Annotated in this window: 14 protein-coding genes; 5 read left to right on the top strand and 9 right to left on the bottom strand. The window is 71.4% G+C overall.

Features of this window, described 5'->3' with window-relative positions; all coding sequences use genetic code 11:
• Positions 1–12: 12 nt before the first annotated feature.
• From ACFVYX_RS27405 to ACFVYX_RS27415, 3 genes are all read right to left on the bottom strand, one after another.
• Positions 13–351 (bottom strand): P-II family nitrogen regulator, encoded by a 339-nt coding sequence (locus ACFVYX_RS27405; protein ID WP_015036464.1) that lies wholly within the window; start codon positions 349–351, stop codon positions 13–15.
• On the bottom strand, positions 348–1,694 hold the full coding sequence (locus ACFVYX_RS27410; protein ID WP_389684164.1) for an ammonium transporter: 1,347 nt from the start codon (positions 1,692–1,694) through the stop codon (positions 348–350). Before ACFVYX_RS27410 ends, ACFVYX_RS27405 begins: the two co-directional genes overlap by 4 nt.
• Positions 1,695–2,128: 434 nt before the next feature.
• Positions 2,129–3,622 carry a hypothetical protein gene (locus ACFVYX_RS27415; RefSeq protein ID WP_389684165.1) on the bottom strand — a complete coding sequence of 498 codons (1,494 nt, stop codon included), beginning with the start codon at positions 3,620–3,622 and terminating at the stop codon, positions 2,129–2,131.
• A gap of 407 nt (positions 3,623–4,029) precedes the next feature.
• Here ACFVYX_RS27415 and ACFVYX_RS27420 point away from each other — a divergent pair, with 407 nt between their 5' ends.
• The gene (locus ACFVYX_RS27420; RefSeq protein ID WP_389684166.1) at positions 4,030–4,683 is read left to right on the top strand and encodes a bifunctional DNA primase/polymerase; all 654 of its coding nucleotides are present in this window, start codon (positions 4,030–4,032) and stop codon (positions 4,681–4,683) included.
• A 64-nt stretch (positions 4,684–4,747) separates the two neighbouring features.
• Here ACFVYX_RS27420 and ftsY read toward each other — a convergent pair whose 3' ends face one another.
• The gene (gene ftsY / locus ACFVYX_RS27425; RefSeq protein WP_389684202.1) at positions 4,748–5,971 is read right to left on the bottom strand and encodes a signal recognition particle-docking protein FtsY; all 1,224 of its coding nucleotides are present in this window, start codon (positions 5,969–5,971) and stop codon (positions 4,748–4,750) included.
• A 90-nt stretch (positions 5,972–6,061) separates the two neighbouring features.
• Between ftsY and ACFVYX_RS27430 the strand changes: the two genes are divergently transcribed.
• Complete coding sequence (locus ACFVYX_RS27430) at positions 6,062–7,522, top strand: cytosine permease (protein WP_389684167.1); 1,461 nt, start codon at positions 6,062–6,064, stop codon at positions 7,520–7,522.
• 52 nt (positions 7,523–7,574) lie between these two features.
• Positions 7,575–8,546 carry an LLM class flavin-dependent oxidoreductase gene (locus tag ACFVYX_RS27435; RefSeq protein WP_389684168.1) on the top strand — a complete coding sequence of 324 codons (972 nt, stop codon included), beginning with the start codon at positions 7,575–7,577 and terminating at the stop codon, positions 8,544–8,546.
• A 128-nt stretch (positions 8,547–8,674) separates the two neighbouring features.
• On the opposite strand, the gene ACFVYX_RS27440 is transcribed toward ACFVYX_RS27435, so the two are convergent.
• The 4 genes from ACFVYX_RS27440 to ACFVYX_RS27455 all read right to left on the bottom strand — a co-directional run bounded on the left by ACFVYX_RS27440 (position 8,675) and on the right by ACFVYX_RS27455 (position 14,955).
• The gene (locus ACFVYX_RS27440; RefSeq protein WP_389684169.1) at positions 8,675–10,108 is read right to left on the bottom strand and encodes a sugar porter family MFS transporter; all 1,434 of its coding nucleotides are present in this window, start codon (positions 10,106–10,108) and stop codon (positions 8,675–8,677) included.
• Positions 10,109–10,285: 177 nt separating this feature from the next.
• Complete coding sequence (gene smc, locus ACFVYX_RS27445) at positions 10,286–13,846, bottom strand: chromosome segregation protein SMC (protein ID WP_389684170.1); 3,561 nt, start codon at positions 13,844–13,846, stop codon at positions 10,286–10,288.
• 218 nt (positions 13,847–14,064) lie between these two features.
• On the bottom strand, positions 14,065–14,283 hold the full coding sequence (locus tag ACFVYX_RS27450; RefSeq protein ID WP_030206333.1) for a hypothetical protein: 219 nt from the start codon (positions 14,281–14,283) through the stop codon (positions 14,065–14,067).
• 390 nt (positions 14,284–14,673) lie between these two features.
• On the bottom strand, positions 14,674–14,955 hold the full coding sequence (locus ACFVYX_RS27455; protein WP_389684171.1) for an acylphosphatase: 282 nt from the start codon (positions 14,953–14,955) through the stop codon (positions 14,674–14,676).
• A 180-nt stretch (positions 14,956–15,135) separates the two neighbouring features.
• Between ACFVYX_RS27455 and ACFVYX_RS27460 the strand changes: the two genes are divergently transcribed.
• Positions 15,136–16,104 (top strand): CAP domain-containing protein, encoded by a 969-nt coding sequence (locus ACFVYX_RS27460; RefSeq protein WP_389684172.1) that lies wholly within the window; start codon positions 15,136–15,138, stop codon positions 16,102–16,104.
• 88 nt (positions 16,105–16,192) lie between these two features.
• Complete coding sequence (locus ACFVYX_RS27465) at positions 16,193–16,579, top strand: winged helix-turn-helix transcriptional regulator (protein ID WP_389684173.1); 387 nt, start codon at positions 16,193–16,195, stop codon at positions 16,577–16,579.
• A gap of 67 nt (positions 16,580–16,646) precedes the next feature.
• Here ACFVYX_RS27465 and mutM read toward each other — a convergent pair whose 3' ends face one another.
• Positions 16,647–17,507, bottom strand: a complete 861-nt coding sequence (mutM, locus tag ACFVYX_RS27470; protein ID WP_389684174.1) for a bifunctional DNA-formamidopyrimidine glycosylase/DNA-(apurinic or apyrimidinic site) lyase — start codon at positions 17,505–17,507, stop codon at positions 16,647–16,649.
• Positions 17,508–17,519 lie beyond the last annotated feature (12 nt).

Raw genomic sequence — 17,519 nt, forward strand, 5'->3', positions numbered from 1 at the left:
TCCTTCGTGTGCTTACAGTGCGTCCGGACCGCGCTCGCCGGTGCGGACCCGTACGGCGGTCTCGACCGGCACGCTCCACACCTTGCCGTCTCCGATCTTGCCGGTTCGGGCGGCCTTGACGACGACGTCGATGAGCTGTTCGGCGTCCTCGTCCTCGACGAGGACCTCGATGCGGATCTTGGGGACCAGGTCGACGGTGTACTCGGCGCCCCGGTAGACCTCGGTGTGGCCGCGCTGGCGGCCGTAGCCGCTGGCCTCGGTGACGGTGAGGCCGTGCACGCCGAACGCCTGGAGGGCCTCCTTGATCTCGTCGAGCCGGTGCGGCTTCACGACCGCGGTGATGAGCTTCATGCGTCCACCTTCTTGTTCTCCGTGACGGCCGGGGCGGGGGCGGCGGTGGAGCGCGAGGACGTGCCGCCGCCGGCTCCGCTGAAGTCGTACGCGGTCTCGGCGTGCTCGACCTGGTCGATGCCGGAGACCTCGTCGTCCTCGCTGACCCGCATCCCCATCGTCTTGTCGATGATCAGGGCGAGGATCGCGGAGGCGATCAGAGAGTAGGCGAGGACCGCGAAGACACCGATCGCCTGCTTGCCGAGCTGGTCGAGGCCGCCGCCGTAGAAGAGGCCCTTGGCGTCGGACTGGACGCCGCCGGTGGCGAAGAAGCCGACGAGGAGGGAGCCGATGACACCGCCGACGAGGTGGACACCGATGACGTCGAGGGAGTCGTCGTAGCCGAACTTGTACTTGAGACCGACGGCCATGGCGCAGACGAGACCGGCGATGACGCCGACGGCGATCGCGCCGAGCGGGCTGACGGAACCGCCGGCCGGGGTGATGGCGACGAGGCCGGCGACCGCGCCGGAGGCGGCGCCGAGGGTGGTGAAGGAGCCGTGGCGGATCTTCTCGTACGCGAGCCAGGCGAGCATGGCGGCGGCGGTGGCGACCTGCGTGTTGACGAACATCACGGCGCCGACGCCGTCGTCGTTGCCGAGCCAGGAGCCGGCGTTGAAGCCGAACCAGCCGAACCAGAGGAGACCGGCGCCGAGCATCACGAGCGGGAGGCTGTGCGGGCGCATCGGGTCCTTCTTGAAGCCGACGCGCTTGCCGATGACGAGGATCACGCCGAGGGCGGCGGCGCCGGCGTTGATGTGGACGGCCGTGCCGCCGGCGAAGTCGATGACGCCCATCTCGAAGAGCCAGCCGCCCGCGCCCCAGACCCAGTGGGCGACGGGGAAGTAGACGACGGTGACCCAGAGGGTGATGAAGAGGGCCCAGGCGGTGAACTTGACGCGGTCCGCGAGGGCGCCGCTGATCAGGGCCGGGGTGAGGATCGCGAACATCAGCTGGAAGACCGCGAAGACGTACACCGGGATGGTGTAGCCGTCCCACAGTTCGGTGACGCCGATGCCGCTGAGGCCGACGTACTCGGAGGACCAGCCGACGATCGAGCCGATGTCGGTGCCGAAGGCGAGGCTGAAGCCGAAGAGCACCCACAGGATCGTGACGATCCCCAGGCTGATGAAGCTCATCATCAGCATGTTGAGGGTGGACTTGACGCGGACCATGCCTCCGTAGAAGAAGGCGAGGGCCGGGGTCATCAGCATGACCAGGGCGGAGCAGATGAGCATGAACCCGGTGTTGGCGGCGGACAGCTCGGGGGCGTCTGCTGCCAGGGTCATGATGGCTGGTGCCATCGGCGTCTCCTCGTCGTCGGTACGGCCGTGCGGGGCGGGGCCGGAGAGAGCGGCCGGCCGTGAGGGTGGCCGGTTATGGGCCAGAGATTCGCGCAGCGCGGTTTCCGCCGATGCCGCTCGATGTTTCGGAGCGGTGACGAAGGGGTGGGGCGTGTTACGTGGCCGTGAACGCCCGGATCACAGGCGAGTAACGCCCTCACACATGCGGAGTCCCGCCCCGGACGGCCGCAACCGTCAATGGACGAGCCACGACGGCGGTCAGCCACGTCCGCGAGTGGGGGTCCCCCGGACGGAGTCCGGGGGAGGCGCCGTTTCAGGCGCGGAAAGGGGACCGGCCGCGCCGGGCGTCCGTGTGTCCTGGCGGCGGGGGAGCCGAGTCGGGCAGTACGGGACGTCCGGCGCGGCCGGAGTACGGGGGCTCGCGGGGCCCGGGGTCAGACCGCTTCGGCGGTCTCGGGCAGCAGCTCGGTGAGCCGGTCGGTGAGCTGGACGACCTCGGCGACGTCGCTGTAGTTGCGGGCCGCGTGGTCGACGGTCTTGCGCAGCCGGGTGTTGACCCGCTCGGAGCGGATGCTCCTGGCCACGCCGAGGGCCTTCCCCGCGAGGACGACGGACTGCTCGGGCTCGCGCTTGAGGAGGTGGACGGTGGCCATGCCGATGAGGTTGAGCGCGTACGACCGCTGGTGGTCGGGGTCCTTCTCGAAGAGCTGGACGGCCCGCTCCATGACGGGTTCGGCGAGCGAGGCGTACGTCGGGGAGCGCCCCGCGACGTAGGCGAGGTCGCGGTAGGAGTGGGAGTTCTCGCCGTTGAGCTCGGCCTCGGAGAAGAAGCCGATCCAGTCGGGCTCGGGCTCGCCGTCGAGGCCGACGTCCGCGAAGGTGTCCTCGGCCATCCGGACGGCCCGCTTGCACTTGGAGGGCTGGCCCATGTTGGCGTAGGCGCGGGCCTCCATCGCATACAGCATGGCCTGGGTGCGCGGGGTGGCGCAGTCTCGACTGCCGTACTGGGCGAGGTGGATGAGTTCGAGGGCGTCGTCGGGCCGGCCGAGGTGGATCATCTGGCGGCTCATCGAGGAGAGGATGTACGAGCCGAGGGGCTTGTCGCCGGCTTCCTTGGCGGCGTGCAGGGCCAGGACGAAGTACTTCTGGGCGGTGGGCTGGAGGCCCACGTCGTAGCTCATCCACCCGGCCAGTTCGGCGAGTTCGGCGGCGCAGGTGAAGAGGCGCTTGGCGGTGGCGGCGGGCTGGGGCTCCTGGAGGAGGTCCGTGACCTCGTGGAGCTGGCCGACGACGGCCTTGCGGCGCAGTCCGCCGCCGCACTGGGCGTCCCACTTGCGGAACATGGCGGTGGTGGACTCCAGGAGGTCGAGTTCGACCTCGGAGAGCCGGTTGGGACGGCGGGCGTCGGCGAGAGCGTCGGGCCGCTCGATGTCGCCGACGGGGGTGGGGACGAGCCAGCGCTGCATCGGTTCGATGAGGGCGGGTCCGGCGGCGAGCGACAGGGAGGAGCCGAGGAAGCCCCGGCGGGCGAGCATGAGGTCGCTGCGGGAGAACTCGCTGAGCAGGGCAACCGTCTGGGGGCCGGCCCAGGGCAGGTCGACTCCGGAGACGGAGGGCGACTGGTGGGCGGTGCGCAGGCCGAGGTCCTCGACGGCGACGACGGAGCCGAAGCGCTCGGAGAACAGCTCGGAGAGGATGCGCGGGATGGGCTCGCGCGGCTGCTCGCCGTCGAGCCAGCGGCGCACCCGCGAGGTGTCGGTGGAGATGTGGTGCGCGCCCATCTGGCGTGCCCGGCGGTTCACCTGCCGTGCCAGTTCGCCCTTCGACCAGCCGCTGCGCACGAACCACGAGCCCAGCTGCTCGTTCGGGCGCTTGCCGGCAGTCGTACCCTCTGTGCCGTTGCCGCCCACTGGAACGCCCCCATCCACCTGATTGCCTGTCCTGCGAACCCCTATCAGAATGCCGCCTCTTGCGGCACCCGTCCGGCGTTCGCTCTCCTTCGAACTGGAAACCGGGTTGCCTCCGGCATACCCGCGTGCGCAAGCGCCTCCTGGTTTCGAGTACCGAAAGTAATCCTACGATCACCCGTCTACGAGCCCGATTCAAGAAACGCCACCATTCGCCACCCCATCGAATGAACCCGCCGCCCGTGGAACGCGATTCACTTGACATGCGACGAACCGGAGTCGGCGGACGGATGCGCGGAGAGGCGCGCGCCCCGGCCCGCACCACCCTTCGCACGACCGCGCTGCACATTCCGCGACGGAACGTGACGAAGGGTGACGACGATGCTCCGGGTCGTAACCACCGGCGCGCTCGACCCGTTGGAGGGGGCATGGGTTTCACGATCGGCGGCATTCGTGAGATGCGGTCCGGCGTACGCCGCCGCGTACGCACCACGGAGTGCACAGCGGTGGCCGAGTACACCGGCCTGTGGGGCTGGGACGTCGTCCCCGGCGCTCGGGCCGTCTCCGGCCAGTGCTCCTGCGGTGATCCCGCGTGTACGGCCCCGGGCGCGCACCCCCTCTCCTTCGCGGAGCCGGTCCCGGCGGGCGCCGGCCTCGACGACGCGGCCAAGGCGTGGTCGGAGTACCCGGGCGCGGCACTGCTGCTGCCGGTGGGCAGGGCCTTCGACGTGATCGAGGTCGCCGAGGCGGCGGGCCGCCGGGCGCTCGTCCGTCTCGAGCGCATGGGGCTGCCGCTCGGCCCGGTGTGCGCGACGCCGACGGGGCGGGCCCGGTTCTTCGTGGCCCCGGGGGCGGCGGCGGAGCTTCCGCAGCTGCTGTACCGGATGGGCTGGGACGACGCCGATCTGGACCTGCACGGACTGGGGCCGGGGAGCCACATCACCGCTCCCCCGTCGGACCTGGGCGGGCTCGGTCCGGTGTGCTGGCTGAGGCCCCCGACGCTGGATACGGCGGGCGCGCCGCCGCAGGCGCGGCTGCTGCTCGGCACCCTGGCGTACATCTGCCACCGCACGCACTTCTAGGGCATACGTGAGGGCCCCCGCCGATCCACGGCGGGGGCCCTCACGCTTGCGCTTCGACCGCGGGTCAGTCGCCGATCAGGGCGTCGACGAAGGCGCCCGGCTCGAAGGGGGCCAGGTCGTCGGGGCCCTCGCCCAGGCCGACCAGCTTGACCGGGACGCCGAGCTCGCGCTGGACGGCGACGACGATGCCGCCCTTGGCGGTGCCGTCGAGCTTGGTGAGCACGATGCCGGTGATGTCGACGACCTCGGCGAAGACGCGGGCCTGGATCAGACCGTTCTGACCGGTGGTGGCGTCGAGGACGAGGAGGATCTCGTCGAGCGGGCCGTGCTTCTCGACGACGCGCTTGACCTTGCCGAGCTCGTCCATGAGCCCGGTCTTGGTGTGGAGCCGGCCCGCGGTGTCGATGAGGACGACGTCGGCGCCCTCCGCGATGCCCTCCTTGACGGCGTCGTAGGCGATCGACGCCGGGTCGCCGCCCTCCGGGCCGCGGACGGTCCGGGCGCCGACGCGCTCGCCCCAGGTCTGCAGCTGGTCGGCCGCGGCGGCGCGGAAGGTGTCGGCGGCGCCGAGGACGACGGACTTGCCGTCGGCGACGAGGACGCGGGCCAGCTTGCCGGTGGTGGTGGTCTTGCCGGTGCCGTTGACACCGACGACCATGACCACGCCCGGGACGTCGGTGGGGCTCTCGGTGTGCACCGTGCGGTCGAGGTCGGGCCCGAGCAGGGCGACGAGCTCCTCGCGGAGCAGGCCGCGCAGCTCCTCCGGGGTGCGGGTGCCGAGCACACGGACCCGCTCGCGCAGGCGCTCGACGAGTTCCTGGGTGGGGGCGACGCCGACGTCGGCGGTGAGGAGGGTCTCCTCGATCTCCTCCCAGGTGTCCTCGTCGAGGTGCTCGCGGGACAGGAGCGTGAGCAGCCCCTTGCCGAGCGAGTTCTGCGAGCGGGCGAGCCGGGCGCGGAGCCGTACGAGACGGCCTGCGGTGGGCTCGGGCACCTCGATCTCGGGGGCCGCGGGCTCCGCGACGACGGGGTCCTCGACGGCGGCCGGCGTCTCGACGGCCTCCTCGGCGGGGAGAGTGACCTCCTCGACCGTGCGGCGTGGTTCCTCCCGGAGGGTCTCCGCCTCGTCGCCGACATGCGGCTCGGCGGGCGGAGCGGTGATGGTCGGGGTGGTGGACGGCGGCTCCGCCGGCGGCAGCTGCTTCTTCTTGCGGCTGCCGATCACGAGCCCGCTGGTCACACCCACCACGACGACGGCGATGACGACGGCAAGGATGAGGATTTCGATTCCCATAACCCCACCAGTATCGGCCACGAAGCCGCCGGAGACGGAGCACGTACGCTGGGTGGGTCCCCCACATGTGTACGGAGTACCCCCATGCCCCACGACGCCTCCGAAGCCGCAGGCGCGACGCACGACGGCGCCATGGAGACCCGCGGTCTCGAACCCGTCCCCGACGCCGAGCGGACCGGCCGGGTCCGCGAGCTCTTCCCGACCTGGGTCGCCGCCAACATCAGTGTGCTGTTGCTCACGATGGGCGCCGGTCTGATCGTCTTCAACGGCCTGAACTTCTGGCAGGTCCTGGCCGTGGCGGTCGCCGCGCCCGTCCTCTCGTACGGGATCGTCGGCCTGATATCGATCGCGGGGAAGCGGGGCGGGGCGCCGGGGATGGCGCTGTCGCGGGCCGTGTTCGGCCAGCGAGGAAACCTTTTCCCGGGTGCGCTGATCTGGGTGGCCCGCTGGGGCTGGGAGACCATCAACGCGGTGACCGGTGCCTACGCGGTGCTGACCGTGCTCGACCTGCTCTTCGGGGTGAAGTCGAACACGCTCCTCATCGTGGTGACGCTGCTGCTCTTCGTCACCTGCACCTTCCTGGTCTCGGGTCTCGGCATCAACGCCCTGCGGGTGTGCAGCAAGTGGTCCACGTACCTCTTCGGCGCCTTCTCGGTGCTGGTCCTGGTCTATCTGGTGGCGAACACGGACTGGTCGGCGGTCTTCGCCAAGCCGGCCGGTTCGACGGCCATGATGATCGCGGGCATCGGCACGATCGCGGCCGGTGGCATCAGCTGGGTGCCCTCGGGCCCCGACTTCACCCGCTATCTGCCGCGCGCGGCCTCCTCGAAGGCGATGGTGGGCTCGACGGTCGGCGGCGCCGGGATCGTCGTCCTGCCCATGGTCCTGATGGGCGCGGTGATGGCGGTGTCGACGCCGGACCTGGCCTCGGCGCAGGACCCGGTCTCGTTCATCGGTGAGCTGCTGCCGATGTGGATCTCGGTGCCGTATCTGGTGATCGCCCTGATCGGGATGCTGCTGATCAACTCGATGTCGATGTACTCGGCCGGGTTCACGGCGCAGACCCTCGGCATCAAGGTGTCGCGGGCGGCGGCGGTCAGTGTGAACGCGGTGATCAGCCTGGTCTTCGGCTTCCTGCTGATGGTGGTGGCGACCAGCTTCATCGGCTCGTTCATCTCCTTCCTGACGCTGCTCGCGGTGGCGTTCTCGGCGTGGATCGGGGTCTTCGGCGTGGACATGCTGCGGCGCCGGTCGTACGACGCGGTGGCGCTCATGGACACCACGCGGACCAGCGCCTACTGGTACCGGGCCGGTTTCGCCTGGCAGGCCATGACGGCCTGGGCCGTGGCGCTGCTCGCGGGCCTCCTGTTCACGAAGGTCGACTGGTTCGCCGGTCCGCTCGCCTCGTCCTGGATCGGCGAGAACGGTCTGGGCTGGGCGGCGACGATCGTGGTGGCGGGCGTGCTCTACGCGGTGCTGCCGCGGACCCCCGCGCGGGCCGCGGCGGAACCGGCCGCCGAGGTCCACGAGACCGTTTCCATCTGACGCTCCGTCAGCTACTGTCCCCCTTCCGCGCACCTGCGAAGGGGGACTTCCCATGCCGTTCAGCGTCGTACGGTTCAACCTCGTCGATCCGCGCGCGACCCCGGACTCCCTCTCCGCGCGCTACCGGGCCGCGCTCGCCATGGCCGCGTACGCCGACGAGCACGGGGTCGACACCGTGCAGACCGAGGAGCACCACGGCGTCGAGAACAACTGGCTGCCCTCCCCCTTCGCCTTCGCGGGCGCGGTCTTCGGCGCGACCCGCAAGATCGCCGTCACGGTCTCGGCGATCATCGGGCCGCTGCACGATCCGCTGCGGCTGGCCGAGGACATCGCGGTCCTGGACCTGCTGAGCGGGGGCCGTCTGGTGACGGTGGCGGGGATCGGCTACCGCCCGGAGGAGTACGAGGAGCGCGGGGTCGACTGGGGGCGGCGGGGCAAGCTGCAGGACCTGCTCCTGGAGACCCTGCTCACGGCCTGGACCGGGGAGCCGTTCACGTACCGGGGTCGTACGGTACGGGTCACCCCGCGGCCCTTCACCCGGCCGCATCCGCTGCTGCTCGTGGGCGGTTCGTCGCGGGCGGCGGCCCGACGCGCGGCCCGGCTCGGGCTGCCGTTCTTCCCGAGCGCGCATCTGCCGGAGCTCGACGCCTACTACCGGGAGCGGTGCGCGGAGTACGGCACCGAGGGCTGGACGATGATGCCGGCGGAGGAGACCCCGCTGCTGCATCTGTCGGAGGACCCGGACCGGACCTGGGCGGAGCACGGGGAGCACTTCCTGCACGAGGCGCGGACGTACGCGTCGTGGCAGTCGAAGGACATCCGCTCGGCGGTGCGGTCGGCGGCGACGACGGTGGCGGAGCTGCGGGCGGAGGGGGTCTACCGGGTCGTCACCCCGGAGGAGTGCCTGGCGCTCGGCCTGGAGAGCCTGGTGCTGCATCCGCTGTGCGGCGGGATGCCGGTGGAGGAGGGGTGGCGGAGCCTGCGGCTGTTCTGCGAGGGCGTGGTGCCGCGGCTCGACGGGTGAGCGTGGTGCCGCGGTTCGGCGCGTGACGGCTCGGCGCCGCGGCTCGACGGGTGACGGAGACCGCCCCGGCCGAAGGCGGAGGCCTCGGCCGGGGCGGTCTCCGTGGGTGAGGAGAGGGGCAGCGGGGGTTAGCCCATCTCCTCCAACGCCTTGCCCTTGGTCTCCTTGACGTACCGGAGCACGAAGGGGATCGAGAGCACGGCGAAGATCGTGTAGATCACGTACGTGCCGGAGAGGTTCCAGTCCGCGAGGGACGGGAAGCTCGCGGTGATGGCCCAGTTGGCGATCCACTGGGCGGAGGCGGCGACACCGAGGGCCGCGGCGCGGATCCGGTTGGGGAACATCTCGCCGAGGAAGACCCAGACCACCACGCCCCACGAGAGGGCGAAGAACAGCACGAACACATGGGCGGCGACGAGTGCCACGACGCCCTGGGTCTCGGGCAGCTTGCCGTCGACGAGGTCGGCGGAGAAGGCCCAGGCCTCGAAGGCGAGGGCGACGGCCATGCCGATGGAGCCGACGAGCGCGAGCGGCTTGCGGCCCACCCGGTCGACCAGGACCATCGCGATCACCGTGCCGACGATGTTGATGATCGACGTGGTGAACGAGTAGAAGAACGAGCTCGACGGGTCGATGCCGACGGACTGCCAGAGGGTCGCCGAGTAGTAGAAGGCGACGTTGATGCCGACGAGCTGCTGGAAGACCGAGAGTCCGATGCCGACCCAGACGATGGGCAGCAGCTTGAAACGGCCGCCGGCCACGAGCAGGTCCTTGAAGGTCGACTTGTGCTCGCTGCGCATCGCCCGGTCGATCTCGGCGACGCGGAGGTCGAGGTCGACGCCGTGGCCCTCGACCTCGGCGAGGACCTCCTTGGCGCGGGCGACCTTGCCGACGGAGATCAGGAAGCGCGGGGACTCGGGGATGGCGAAGGAGAGCATGCCGTAGAGCAGGGCGGGGACGACCATCACGCCGAGCATCCACTGCCAGGCCTCCAGGCCGCCGATCTCGCCGCGCTGGTCGCCGTCGGCGAGCTGGAGGATGCCGTAGTTGACCAGCTGGGAGATGGCGATGCCGATGACGATCGCGGCCTGCTGGAAGGAGCCGAGGCGGCCGCGGTAGGCGGCGGGGGCGACCTCGGCGATGTAGGCGGGGCCGATCACCGAGGCCATGCCGATGGCGAAGCCGCCGACGACCCGCCAGAGCGCCAGGTCCCAGAGGGCGAAGGGCAGGGCGGAGCCCACGGCGCTGACGGCGAAGAGCACCGCGGAGATCTGCATGCAGCGGATGCGGCCGATGCGGTCGGCGATCCGGCCGGCGGTGGCGGCGCCGATGGCGCAGCCGATCAGGGCGATCGCGATGACCTGGGCGAGGGTGCCGGAGCCGATGTCGTAGCGGTGGCGGATCGCCTCGACGGCGCCGTTGATGACGGAGCTGTCGTATCCGAAGAGGAATCCGCCCATCGCGGCGGAGGCCGTGATGAAGATGACGTGGCCGAGGTGGTCCGGGTGGGCGGCTCGGCCTTCGGAAGGCGGCGGCGTGGGCGCCTGCGCGGTGTTGGTCACATGGACTCCTCGGTGGGGGGAAGCCCTTCCAGTGGCGCACAACTTCACGCCGCCCACCACGTGAAGGTAAAAGCAACGTTGCAGAGACTATGCCTTCAAGTTTCGAAGTCAATAGTCGATGTCGTGTGACTTTTAGAGCAGACCAGACCCTCACTAGTTCAATACTTGAACGAACGCTTAGCGGAGTCGCTGGCTGATGACCTTCGAGACGCCGTCACCCTGCATGGATACGCCGTACAGCGCGTCCGCGACCTCCATCGTCCGCTTCTGGTGGGTGATCACGATCAGCTGCGAGGACTCCTGGAGCTCCCGCATGATCCGGATCAGTCGCTGGAGGTTGGTGTCGTCGAGCGCCGCCTCGACCTCGTCCATCACGTAGAACGGGCTGGGCCGCGCCTTGAAGATCGAGACGAGCAGCGCCACGGCCGTGAGCGAGCGCTCGCCGCCCGAGAGCAGCGAGAGCCGCTTGACCTTCTTGCCCGGAGGGCGGGCCTCCACGTCGACGCCCGTGGTGAGCATGTTGTCCGGGTCGGTGAGGACCAGCCGGCCCTCGCCGCCCGGGAAGAGCCGCGAGAAGACGCCCTCGAACTCACGGGCCGTGTCCCGGTACGCCTCGGTGAAGACCTGCTCGACCCGCAGGTCGACCTCCTTCACGACCTGAAGCAGGTCGGTCCTGGTCTTCCTCAGGTCCTCCAGCTGCTCCGAGAGGAACTGGTGCCGCTCCTCCAGGGCCGCGAACTCCTCCAGGGCCAGGGGATTGACCTTGCCCAGCTGGTGGTACGCCCGTTCGGCGGCCTTGAGCCGCTTCTCCTGCTCCGAACGGACGAACGGGCGCGGTCGGGCCGCGTCATCGCCGTCCGTCTCCTCCCCCTCGACCCCGGGCGGCGGCGGCACGGGCTGGTCCGGGCCGTACTCGGCGACCAGGTCGGTCGCCTCCACGCCGAACTCCTCCAGGGCCTTCGCCTCCAGCTGCTCGATCCGCAGCCGCTTCTCCGCGCCCAGCACCTCGCCCCGGTGGACGGAGTCGGTCAGCTTGTCGAGCTCGGCCTTGAGCTCCCGGCCACGGGCCCGGGCGGCCGTCAGACCCTGCTCCCGGTCGGCGCGTGCCGTCTGGGCCGCCGCACGCTCCCGCTCGGCGCGGACCAGCGAGACCTCGACATGGGCCAGGAGCCCCCGTGCGCCCGCGGCGACCGCGCCCGCGACCCGCTCCTCGTGGCGCAGCCTGGCCCTGCGCTGCTCGGCACGCGCGCATGCCTCCCGTTCGGCCCGTGCGGCCCGGTCGAGGGAGTCGGCCCGCCCGGCGAGCCCCTTGACCCGCTCCTCGTGGGTACGGACCTGGAGCCGCGCCTCCATCTCGGTCTGGCGCGCGTGGGAGCCGTCGCTCGCGAGCCGGTCGCGGGTGGCGGTGTCGGGTTCGTCGTCCCCGGAGCCCTCCGCGCCCCCGAGGTCGGCGTCCTCCTGGGCGACCAGGAGCCGTTCGGCGAGCTCTTCCGCCTCCTCGGTCGCCTTCTCCAGGGCCTCCTGGGCGCGGGCGGCCGCCGCCACGGTCCGCTCGGCCTCCCCCGCCGCTGCCCTGGCCTGCCCGGCGAGCCGCCCGAGCTCCTTGGAGACGGCGGACTTCTCGCGCTCGGCGGTACGGCGGCGGGCGTCGAGTTCCTCGACGAGTGCGGCGGCGGTACGGCGCCGCTCGTCGGCCTCCCGCTGGGCCGTCGCCGACTCCGCGCAGTGAACGGCCAGTTCTTCGAGTTCGGCGGCGGCCTCGGCGACCGAGGCCTGGACTTCGAGGAGGCTGGGGGCTCCCGCGGAGCCTCCTTGCGCGAAGTGGGCCCCGAGCAGGTCGCCCTCGGCGGTGACGGCGGTCAGCGCGGGCCGGGACCTGACCAGTTCCGCGGCCTCGTCCAGATCTCCGACGACCACGACTCCGGCCAGCAAGCGGCGTACGGCCGCCATGAGTTCAGGGGGTCCGTGCACGAGGTCGGCGGCGTACGGGCGACCGTCGGACGCCGGTACGGGGTCCGGTTCCGGGGCTCCGGTCAGGACCAGGGAGACACGGCCGGCGTCCTGCTTGCGCAGCAGTCGGAGGGCTTCGGCGGCCGCGGAGGGCCCGGTGGCCGCGACGGCGTCGGCGGCGGCGCCGAGTGCGGCGGAGACCGGGATCTCGTATCCCGGGGTGACGGTGAGGAGTTCGGCCGCCGGGCCGAGGAGTCCGTCGAGTCCCGCGGCGAGCAGCGCGCCCGTGCCGTCCTTGCGGCGCAGGCCGAGGGCGAGCGTCTCGTGCCGGGCCCGGGTGGCGGCGCGGCGGCGTTCGGCGGCGCCCGCGGCCTCGCGGGCGGCGCTCAACTGGGCTTCAGCCTCGGCCAGTTCCCGTCGGGCGGCCTCATGACGCTCGCCGTGTTCGGTGTCCGCCGCGTCGAGTCCCTCGACCTCCGCCCGGAGCTGCTCGTACTCCTCCTGGGCGGTGGCCGCCCGCTCCACCGCCTCGTCGCGGGCGGCGGCGAGGCGGTCGATCTCGGCCTGCGCGGAGGCGGCGCGCGAGCGGGCCGCGTTGACCTGGCCGTGCAGGCGGGCGAGGCCCTCGCGCCGGTCGGCGAGGGCGCGGGCCAGGTCTTTGAGGCGTCGTTCCTCGGCCGCCAGCGCCTGTTCGAGCTCGGCGCGGCGGGCGATGGTGTCCTCAAGGGCCCGCTCGGCCGCCTCCAGGGCGGCTGCCAGCTCCGCCTCCTGCTCGCGGACGCGGGCCGCCTCCCGCTCCAGGTCCTCCGGGTCGCGGCCGCGGCGCTCGTCCGGGGGCGCCGTGGTGGCGCTCTTCACGCGCGCGTCGGCGAGGGAGACGGTGCCGCGGACGCGTTCGGCGAGCTGGGAGAGGGCGTACCAGTTCTGCTGGGCCCGCTCCAGGCGGGGCACGAGGGCGCGGGCCTCCGCTTCGAGCTCCGCCTCACGGGCGAGCGCGTCGCGCAGCGCGGTCTCGGTGGCCTCCTTGCGGGCGAGCAGGGCCGCCTCGTCGGCGACCTCGGCCGTGAGGGCCCGCTGGAGGTGGACGAGGTCGTCGGCGAGGAGGCGGAGCCGTGCGTCGCGCAGGTCGGCCTGGATGACGACGGCGCGGCGGGCGACGGCGGCCTGCCGGCCGAGGGGCTTGAGCTGCCGGCGGAGTTCGTCGGTGAGGTCCTGCACGCGCGCGAGGTTGGCCTGCATCGCGTCGAGCTTCCGCAGCGCCTTCTCCTTGCGCTTGCGGTGTTTGAGGACGCCGGCCGCCTCCTCGATGAAGGCGCGGCGGCCCATCGGGTCGGCGTGCAGCACGGAGTCGAGCTGCCCCTGGCCGACGATGACGTGCATCTCGCGTCCGATGCCGGAGTCGGAGAGCAGGTCCTGGAAGTCGAGCAGCCGGCAGGTGTCGCCGTTGATCTGGTACTCGCTGCTGCCGCCCCGGAACATGATCCGGGTCAGGGTGACCTCGGCGTAGTCGATGGGCAGGGCGCCGTCGGAGTTGTCGATGGTGAGCGAGACCTCGGCGCGGCCGAGCGGGGGACGCCCGGTCGTGCCGGCGAAGATGACGTCCTCCATCTTGCCGCCGCGCAGCGACTTCGCGCCCTGCTCGCCCATGACCCAGGAGAGGGCGTCCACGACGTTGGACTTGCCCGATCCGTTGGGGCCCACGACACAGGTGATTCCCGGCTCGAACCGCAGGGTGGTGGCCGAGGCGAACGACTTGAATCCGCGGAGGGTCAGGGCCTTGAGGTGCACCCCGGGGACTCTACCGGGGCCCGTGCGTTTCACCCGCGAAGGTGCAGGGCAGATCCTCGGATGAGAAGAGGGGGACGAGGGGGAAACAGTGGGTGAAGCGGGGGGAAAGAGAGAAGGGACGCCGAAGCGCCCCTTGCATGTCCAGCTGTACCGACGTGGTTGCCCAGTCGGCCGTGCCGGCGTGAGTGTTTCCCACCTGGCCCCTCGGGGCTGGGTTGTCAGGTGAGCGCAGGCTCCGCCTGGGGTACGTCGAGGTCGATGCTGTTCAGCAGCGATTCTCCCTGGTGATGAGCGGCGGCAGCGGCGAGCGAGTCGTTCTCGGACTGGATCCGTACCAGCTCGGATTCGAGGTCCTGGACGCGCTGCTGAAGCCGTCGCATCTCGGCGAGGAGTCGCGGGTCGGAGCCGCCGACGTAACCGAGAAGCGCCTTTGCCATGATGGATGGTCCTCCACAATGAGTGACCGACCGAAGCGGTTGGGTCGTGAGGGATTCGCACCCGCGGTGCTCGGCAGTACTGCTTGTCGTGCCGGTTCCACTGCCAAACAGCTAAGGTGCGCGGGGCTTCCAGAGTCTCACCAAAAAGTTTGACGGTCAACACGATCACGCCCCGTGCGAAGGGGCGACCGAGGAGTCCAGGGCCGCCCGACGGGCGGCGGGGCCTCGCAGACTCGGTGCCTCAGGGCGTCGCGATCATCCTTACCCGGCAGCCTTCCACGACGGGCGCTTCTTGGCAACCACCAGGGACTTTCCCCCGTCACGCACCTGTTACCGCGCGTCCGCCCGGCACCCCTCCGGGTCACCGGGCGGGGCGCCGGCGCGGAGGTCTCAGCGGATGGCGAACGTGTCGTAGCCGCCGCGTGGCGTGGCCCAGATCTCAGTGACTCCGTCCACGCGCCCGGGTGTGTCGTCCGAGCGGAGCCAGGCCAGCAGACGGTGGCAATTCTCACGCGACCCCTCGGCCACGACCTGCACACGGCCGTCATCGAGGTTCAGGGCGAAGCCGAGCAGGCCGCCGATCTCCAAAGCGTTTGCCCTGGTGAACCAGCGGAAGCCCACTCCCTGTACCCGGCCGCGCACCCAGGCGGTCATCCGTACGTCATCACTCATGACTGCACGCTAGCGGGCGGATTGCCAGATCAGCACGTCGCCCCGGACGCCCATGGACTACAGTCCCGACCGAACACGCCTCACCCGTTCGGGCGCGCACTGTTCGGCTGACGACCCGCAACGGTGCCGACAGCAAAGATCAGCAAAGCCCAACTGAACCAGCAGAGGAAGGCAGAGCAGATGGGACGCCACCGTCGCGCCGGAGCCGCACCCGCCGCAGAAGAGTACGCGGCCGGTACGGACCACCAGCACCGGGGTGCCCGCCGCAAGCGGCTCGGCACACCCGTGCGCACCGGCCTGCTCGGCGCCTCCGCGGCGGTCGCGATGGGCGCCGTCGCCGTGGCCTCCGGCCTGCTGCCGGGCGGGGACACGTTCACGGTCGGCAGCATCGGCACGAGCGAGCGCCCGAGCCTTGCCCGGCAGGCCCCGGAACTGACGACGCAGGGCGGGGCCACCCAGACCCCTGCGGGCGACTCGGGCTCCACCGACGGCCCGCGTACGGGATCGGGTACGGGCAGCGGCAAGGCGGCCTCGCCTTCGGCCACCCCGTCCACGAAGCCGAGCCCGAAGGCGACGCCGACGAAGCCGGCGGCTCCCAAGCCCCCCCAGGCGGCCCCGAAGCCCACGAAGCCCAAGAAGACCGCGAAGCCCGCGCCCACGACGCCGAGGATCACGGTCGCGCCCTCCACCAAGGCCCCCGCGCCGCCGAAGCCCGCCCCGACTACCGAGGCACCGGTCGAGAAGACCAGGGCCCCCTCCACCGCCGACCGGGTCGAGGCCGCCGAGGCCGAGGTCCTGCGTCTGGTCAACGCCGAGCGCGCCCAGGTGGGCTGCACCCCGGTGAACAGGGACGCGCGGCTCGCCGCACTGGCCGGGGCGTTCAGCGCGGACATGGCGTCCCGGGGCTTCTTCGACCACACGGACCCGGACGGGGCAACGCCGTGGGTGCGCGCGGAGAAGGCGGGCATCTCGGGCCTGGGCGGCGAGAACATCGCCCGCGGCCAGGCGGACGCGGCGGCCGTGATGGAGTCCTGGATGAACAGCGACGGCCACCGCGCCAACATCCTGAACTGCGACTTCACGACCGTCGGCGTCGGCGTCCACTTCGGCGACGGCGGCCCCTGGTGGACGCAGAACTTCGGCTACTGAGCCGCCTGAGCACTGTCTTTCCGACAGCGCATGCCGATGGGCAGCGCCCCCATGGTGGTGAGCGCTGCGCGGGAGTACGGTGGACGTCATGAGTGACGACCTCGCCTACGACGTCTTCGCGCGGGCCTGTCCCTCGCGGGGGACGCTCGAGCACGTGACGGGCCGCTGGGGGAGCCTGACGCTGGGCGCGCTGCACGAGGGCTCGTTCCGCTTCAACGAACTGCGGCGACGGGTCGACGGCGTGAGCGAGAAGATGCTGTCGCAGACCCTGCAGGCCTTGGAGCGCGACGGCCTCGTCCATCGCGAGGCACAGCCCACCAACCCGCCGCGGGTCGACTACCGGCTCACCCCGCTCGGCCGTGAGATCGCGGAGCGGCTGATCGGCCTGATCGAACTGGTGGAGGGGCGGATGCCCCAGGTCGAGGCGGCCCGGGAGAACTACGACGCGGAGCGCGTGGCTCCGGCGACCGCCTGAAGCACGAGCTCCCTGTCCGTCCGAGACACGCGCTCACCGCCTGCCCGGAGCGCGAGCTCCGGACTGCTTACGCCGTCACGCGCGGCGGACGCTGGCAGCGGGGGCAGAAGTAGCTGGAGCGGTTCATCCACGCGCGCCGTCTCATCGGCGTACCGCAGCGGCGGCACGGCTCGTCCTCGCGCCCGTAGGCGTCGAGGGAGCGGTCGAAGTAGCCGGATTCGCCGTTGACGTTCACGTACAGACTGTCGAAGCTGGTGCCGCCGACGGCGAGCGCCGCGTTCATCACGTCTCTGACGTGTCCGAGGAGTTCGGCCGTGCGCGGGCGCGTCAGGGTGGCGGTCGGCCGGTCGTAGTGCAGCCGGGACCGCCAGAGCGCCTCGTCGGCGTAGATGTTTCCGACTCCGCTGATCAGCGACTGGTCGAGGAGCGCCCGCTTGACGGTCGTACGGCGCAGCCGCAGCGCGCTCTGGAAGACGGCGTCGTCGAAGTCGGGATCCAGCGGGTCGCGGGCGATGTGCCCGATGACGTCGGGCAGCCCGTCGGGGGTCTGGTCGTGGAGCGAGAGCCCGCCGAAGGTGCGCTGGTCCACGAAGCGGAGCTCGGTGCCGGCGGAGTCGGCGAAGCGGATCCGGATCCGGAGGTGCTTCTCGTCGGCGGCGTCCTCGGGCTGCACGAGCAGCTGCCCGCTCATGCCGAGGTGTCCGAGGACGGATGTCCCCGTGTCGGCCAGCGGCAGCCAGAGGTACTTGCCGCGTCGCCTGGCCACCTCGAACCGCTGCCCCTTCAGCCGGGCCGCGAAGTCCTCGCCGCCCGCCGGATGACGCCGTACGGCCCTCGGGTGCAGCACCTCGACCTCGGTCACGGTCCGCCCGGCGACCCAGCGCTCCAGACCGCGTCGTACGACCTCGACCTCGGGCAGCTCGGGCACGGGACTCCTCCG

The organism is Streptomyces sp. NPDC058326, from assembly GCF_042879855.1.
In the GTDB taxonomy this organism is placed as follows: Bacteria; Actinomycetota; Actinomycetes; order Streptomycetales; family Streptomycetaceae; genus Streptomyces.

Excerpts from the sequence above, each read along its gene's own strand:
- ACFVYX_RS27405 (WP_015036464.1), bottom strand. The coding sequence starts at position 351 with ATGAAGCTCATCACCGCGGTCGTGAAGCCGCACCGGCTCGACGAGATC.
- ACFVYX_RS27410 (WP_389684164.1), bottom strand. The coding sequence starts at position 1,694 with ATGGCACCAGCCATCATGACCCTGGCAGCAGACGCCCCCGAGCTGTCC.
- ACFVYX_RS27420 (WP_389684166.1), top strand. The coding sequence starts at position 4,030 with ATGGGTTTCACGATCGGCGGCATTCGTGAGATGCGGTCCGGCGTACGC.
- ACFVYX_RS27430 (WP_389684167.1), top strand. The coding sequence starts at position 6,062 with ATGCCCCACGACGCCTCCGAAGCCGCAGGCGCGACGCACGACGGCGCC.
- ACFVYX_RS27435 (WP_389684168.1), top strand. The coding sequence starts at position 7,575 with ATGCCGTTCAGCGTCGTACGGTTCAACCTCGTCGATCCGCGCGCGACC.
- ACFVYX_RS27450 (WP_030206333.1), bottom strand. The coding sequence starts at position 14,283 with ATGGCAAAGGCGCTTCTCGGTTACGTCGGCGGCTCCGACCCGCGACTC.
- ACFVYX_RS27455 (WP_389684171.1), bottom strand. The coding sequence starts at position 14,955 with ATGAGTGATGACGTACGGATGACCGCCTGGGTGCGCGGCCGGGTACAG.
- ACFVYX_RS27460 (WP_389684172.1), top strand. The coding sequence starts at position 15,136 with ATGGGACGCCACCGTCGCGCCGGAGCCGCACCCGCCGCAGAAGAGTAC.
- ACFVYX_RS27465 (WP_389684173.1), top strand. The coding sequence starts at position 16,193 with ATGAGTGACGACCTCGCCTACGACGTCTTCGCGCGGGCCTGTCCCTCG.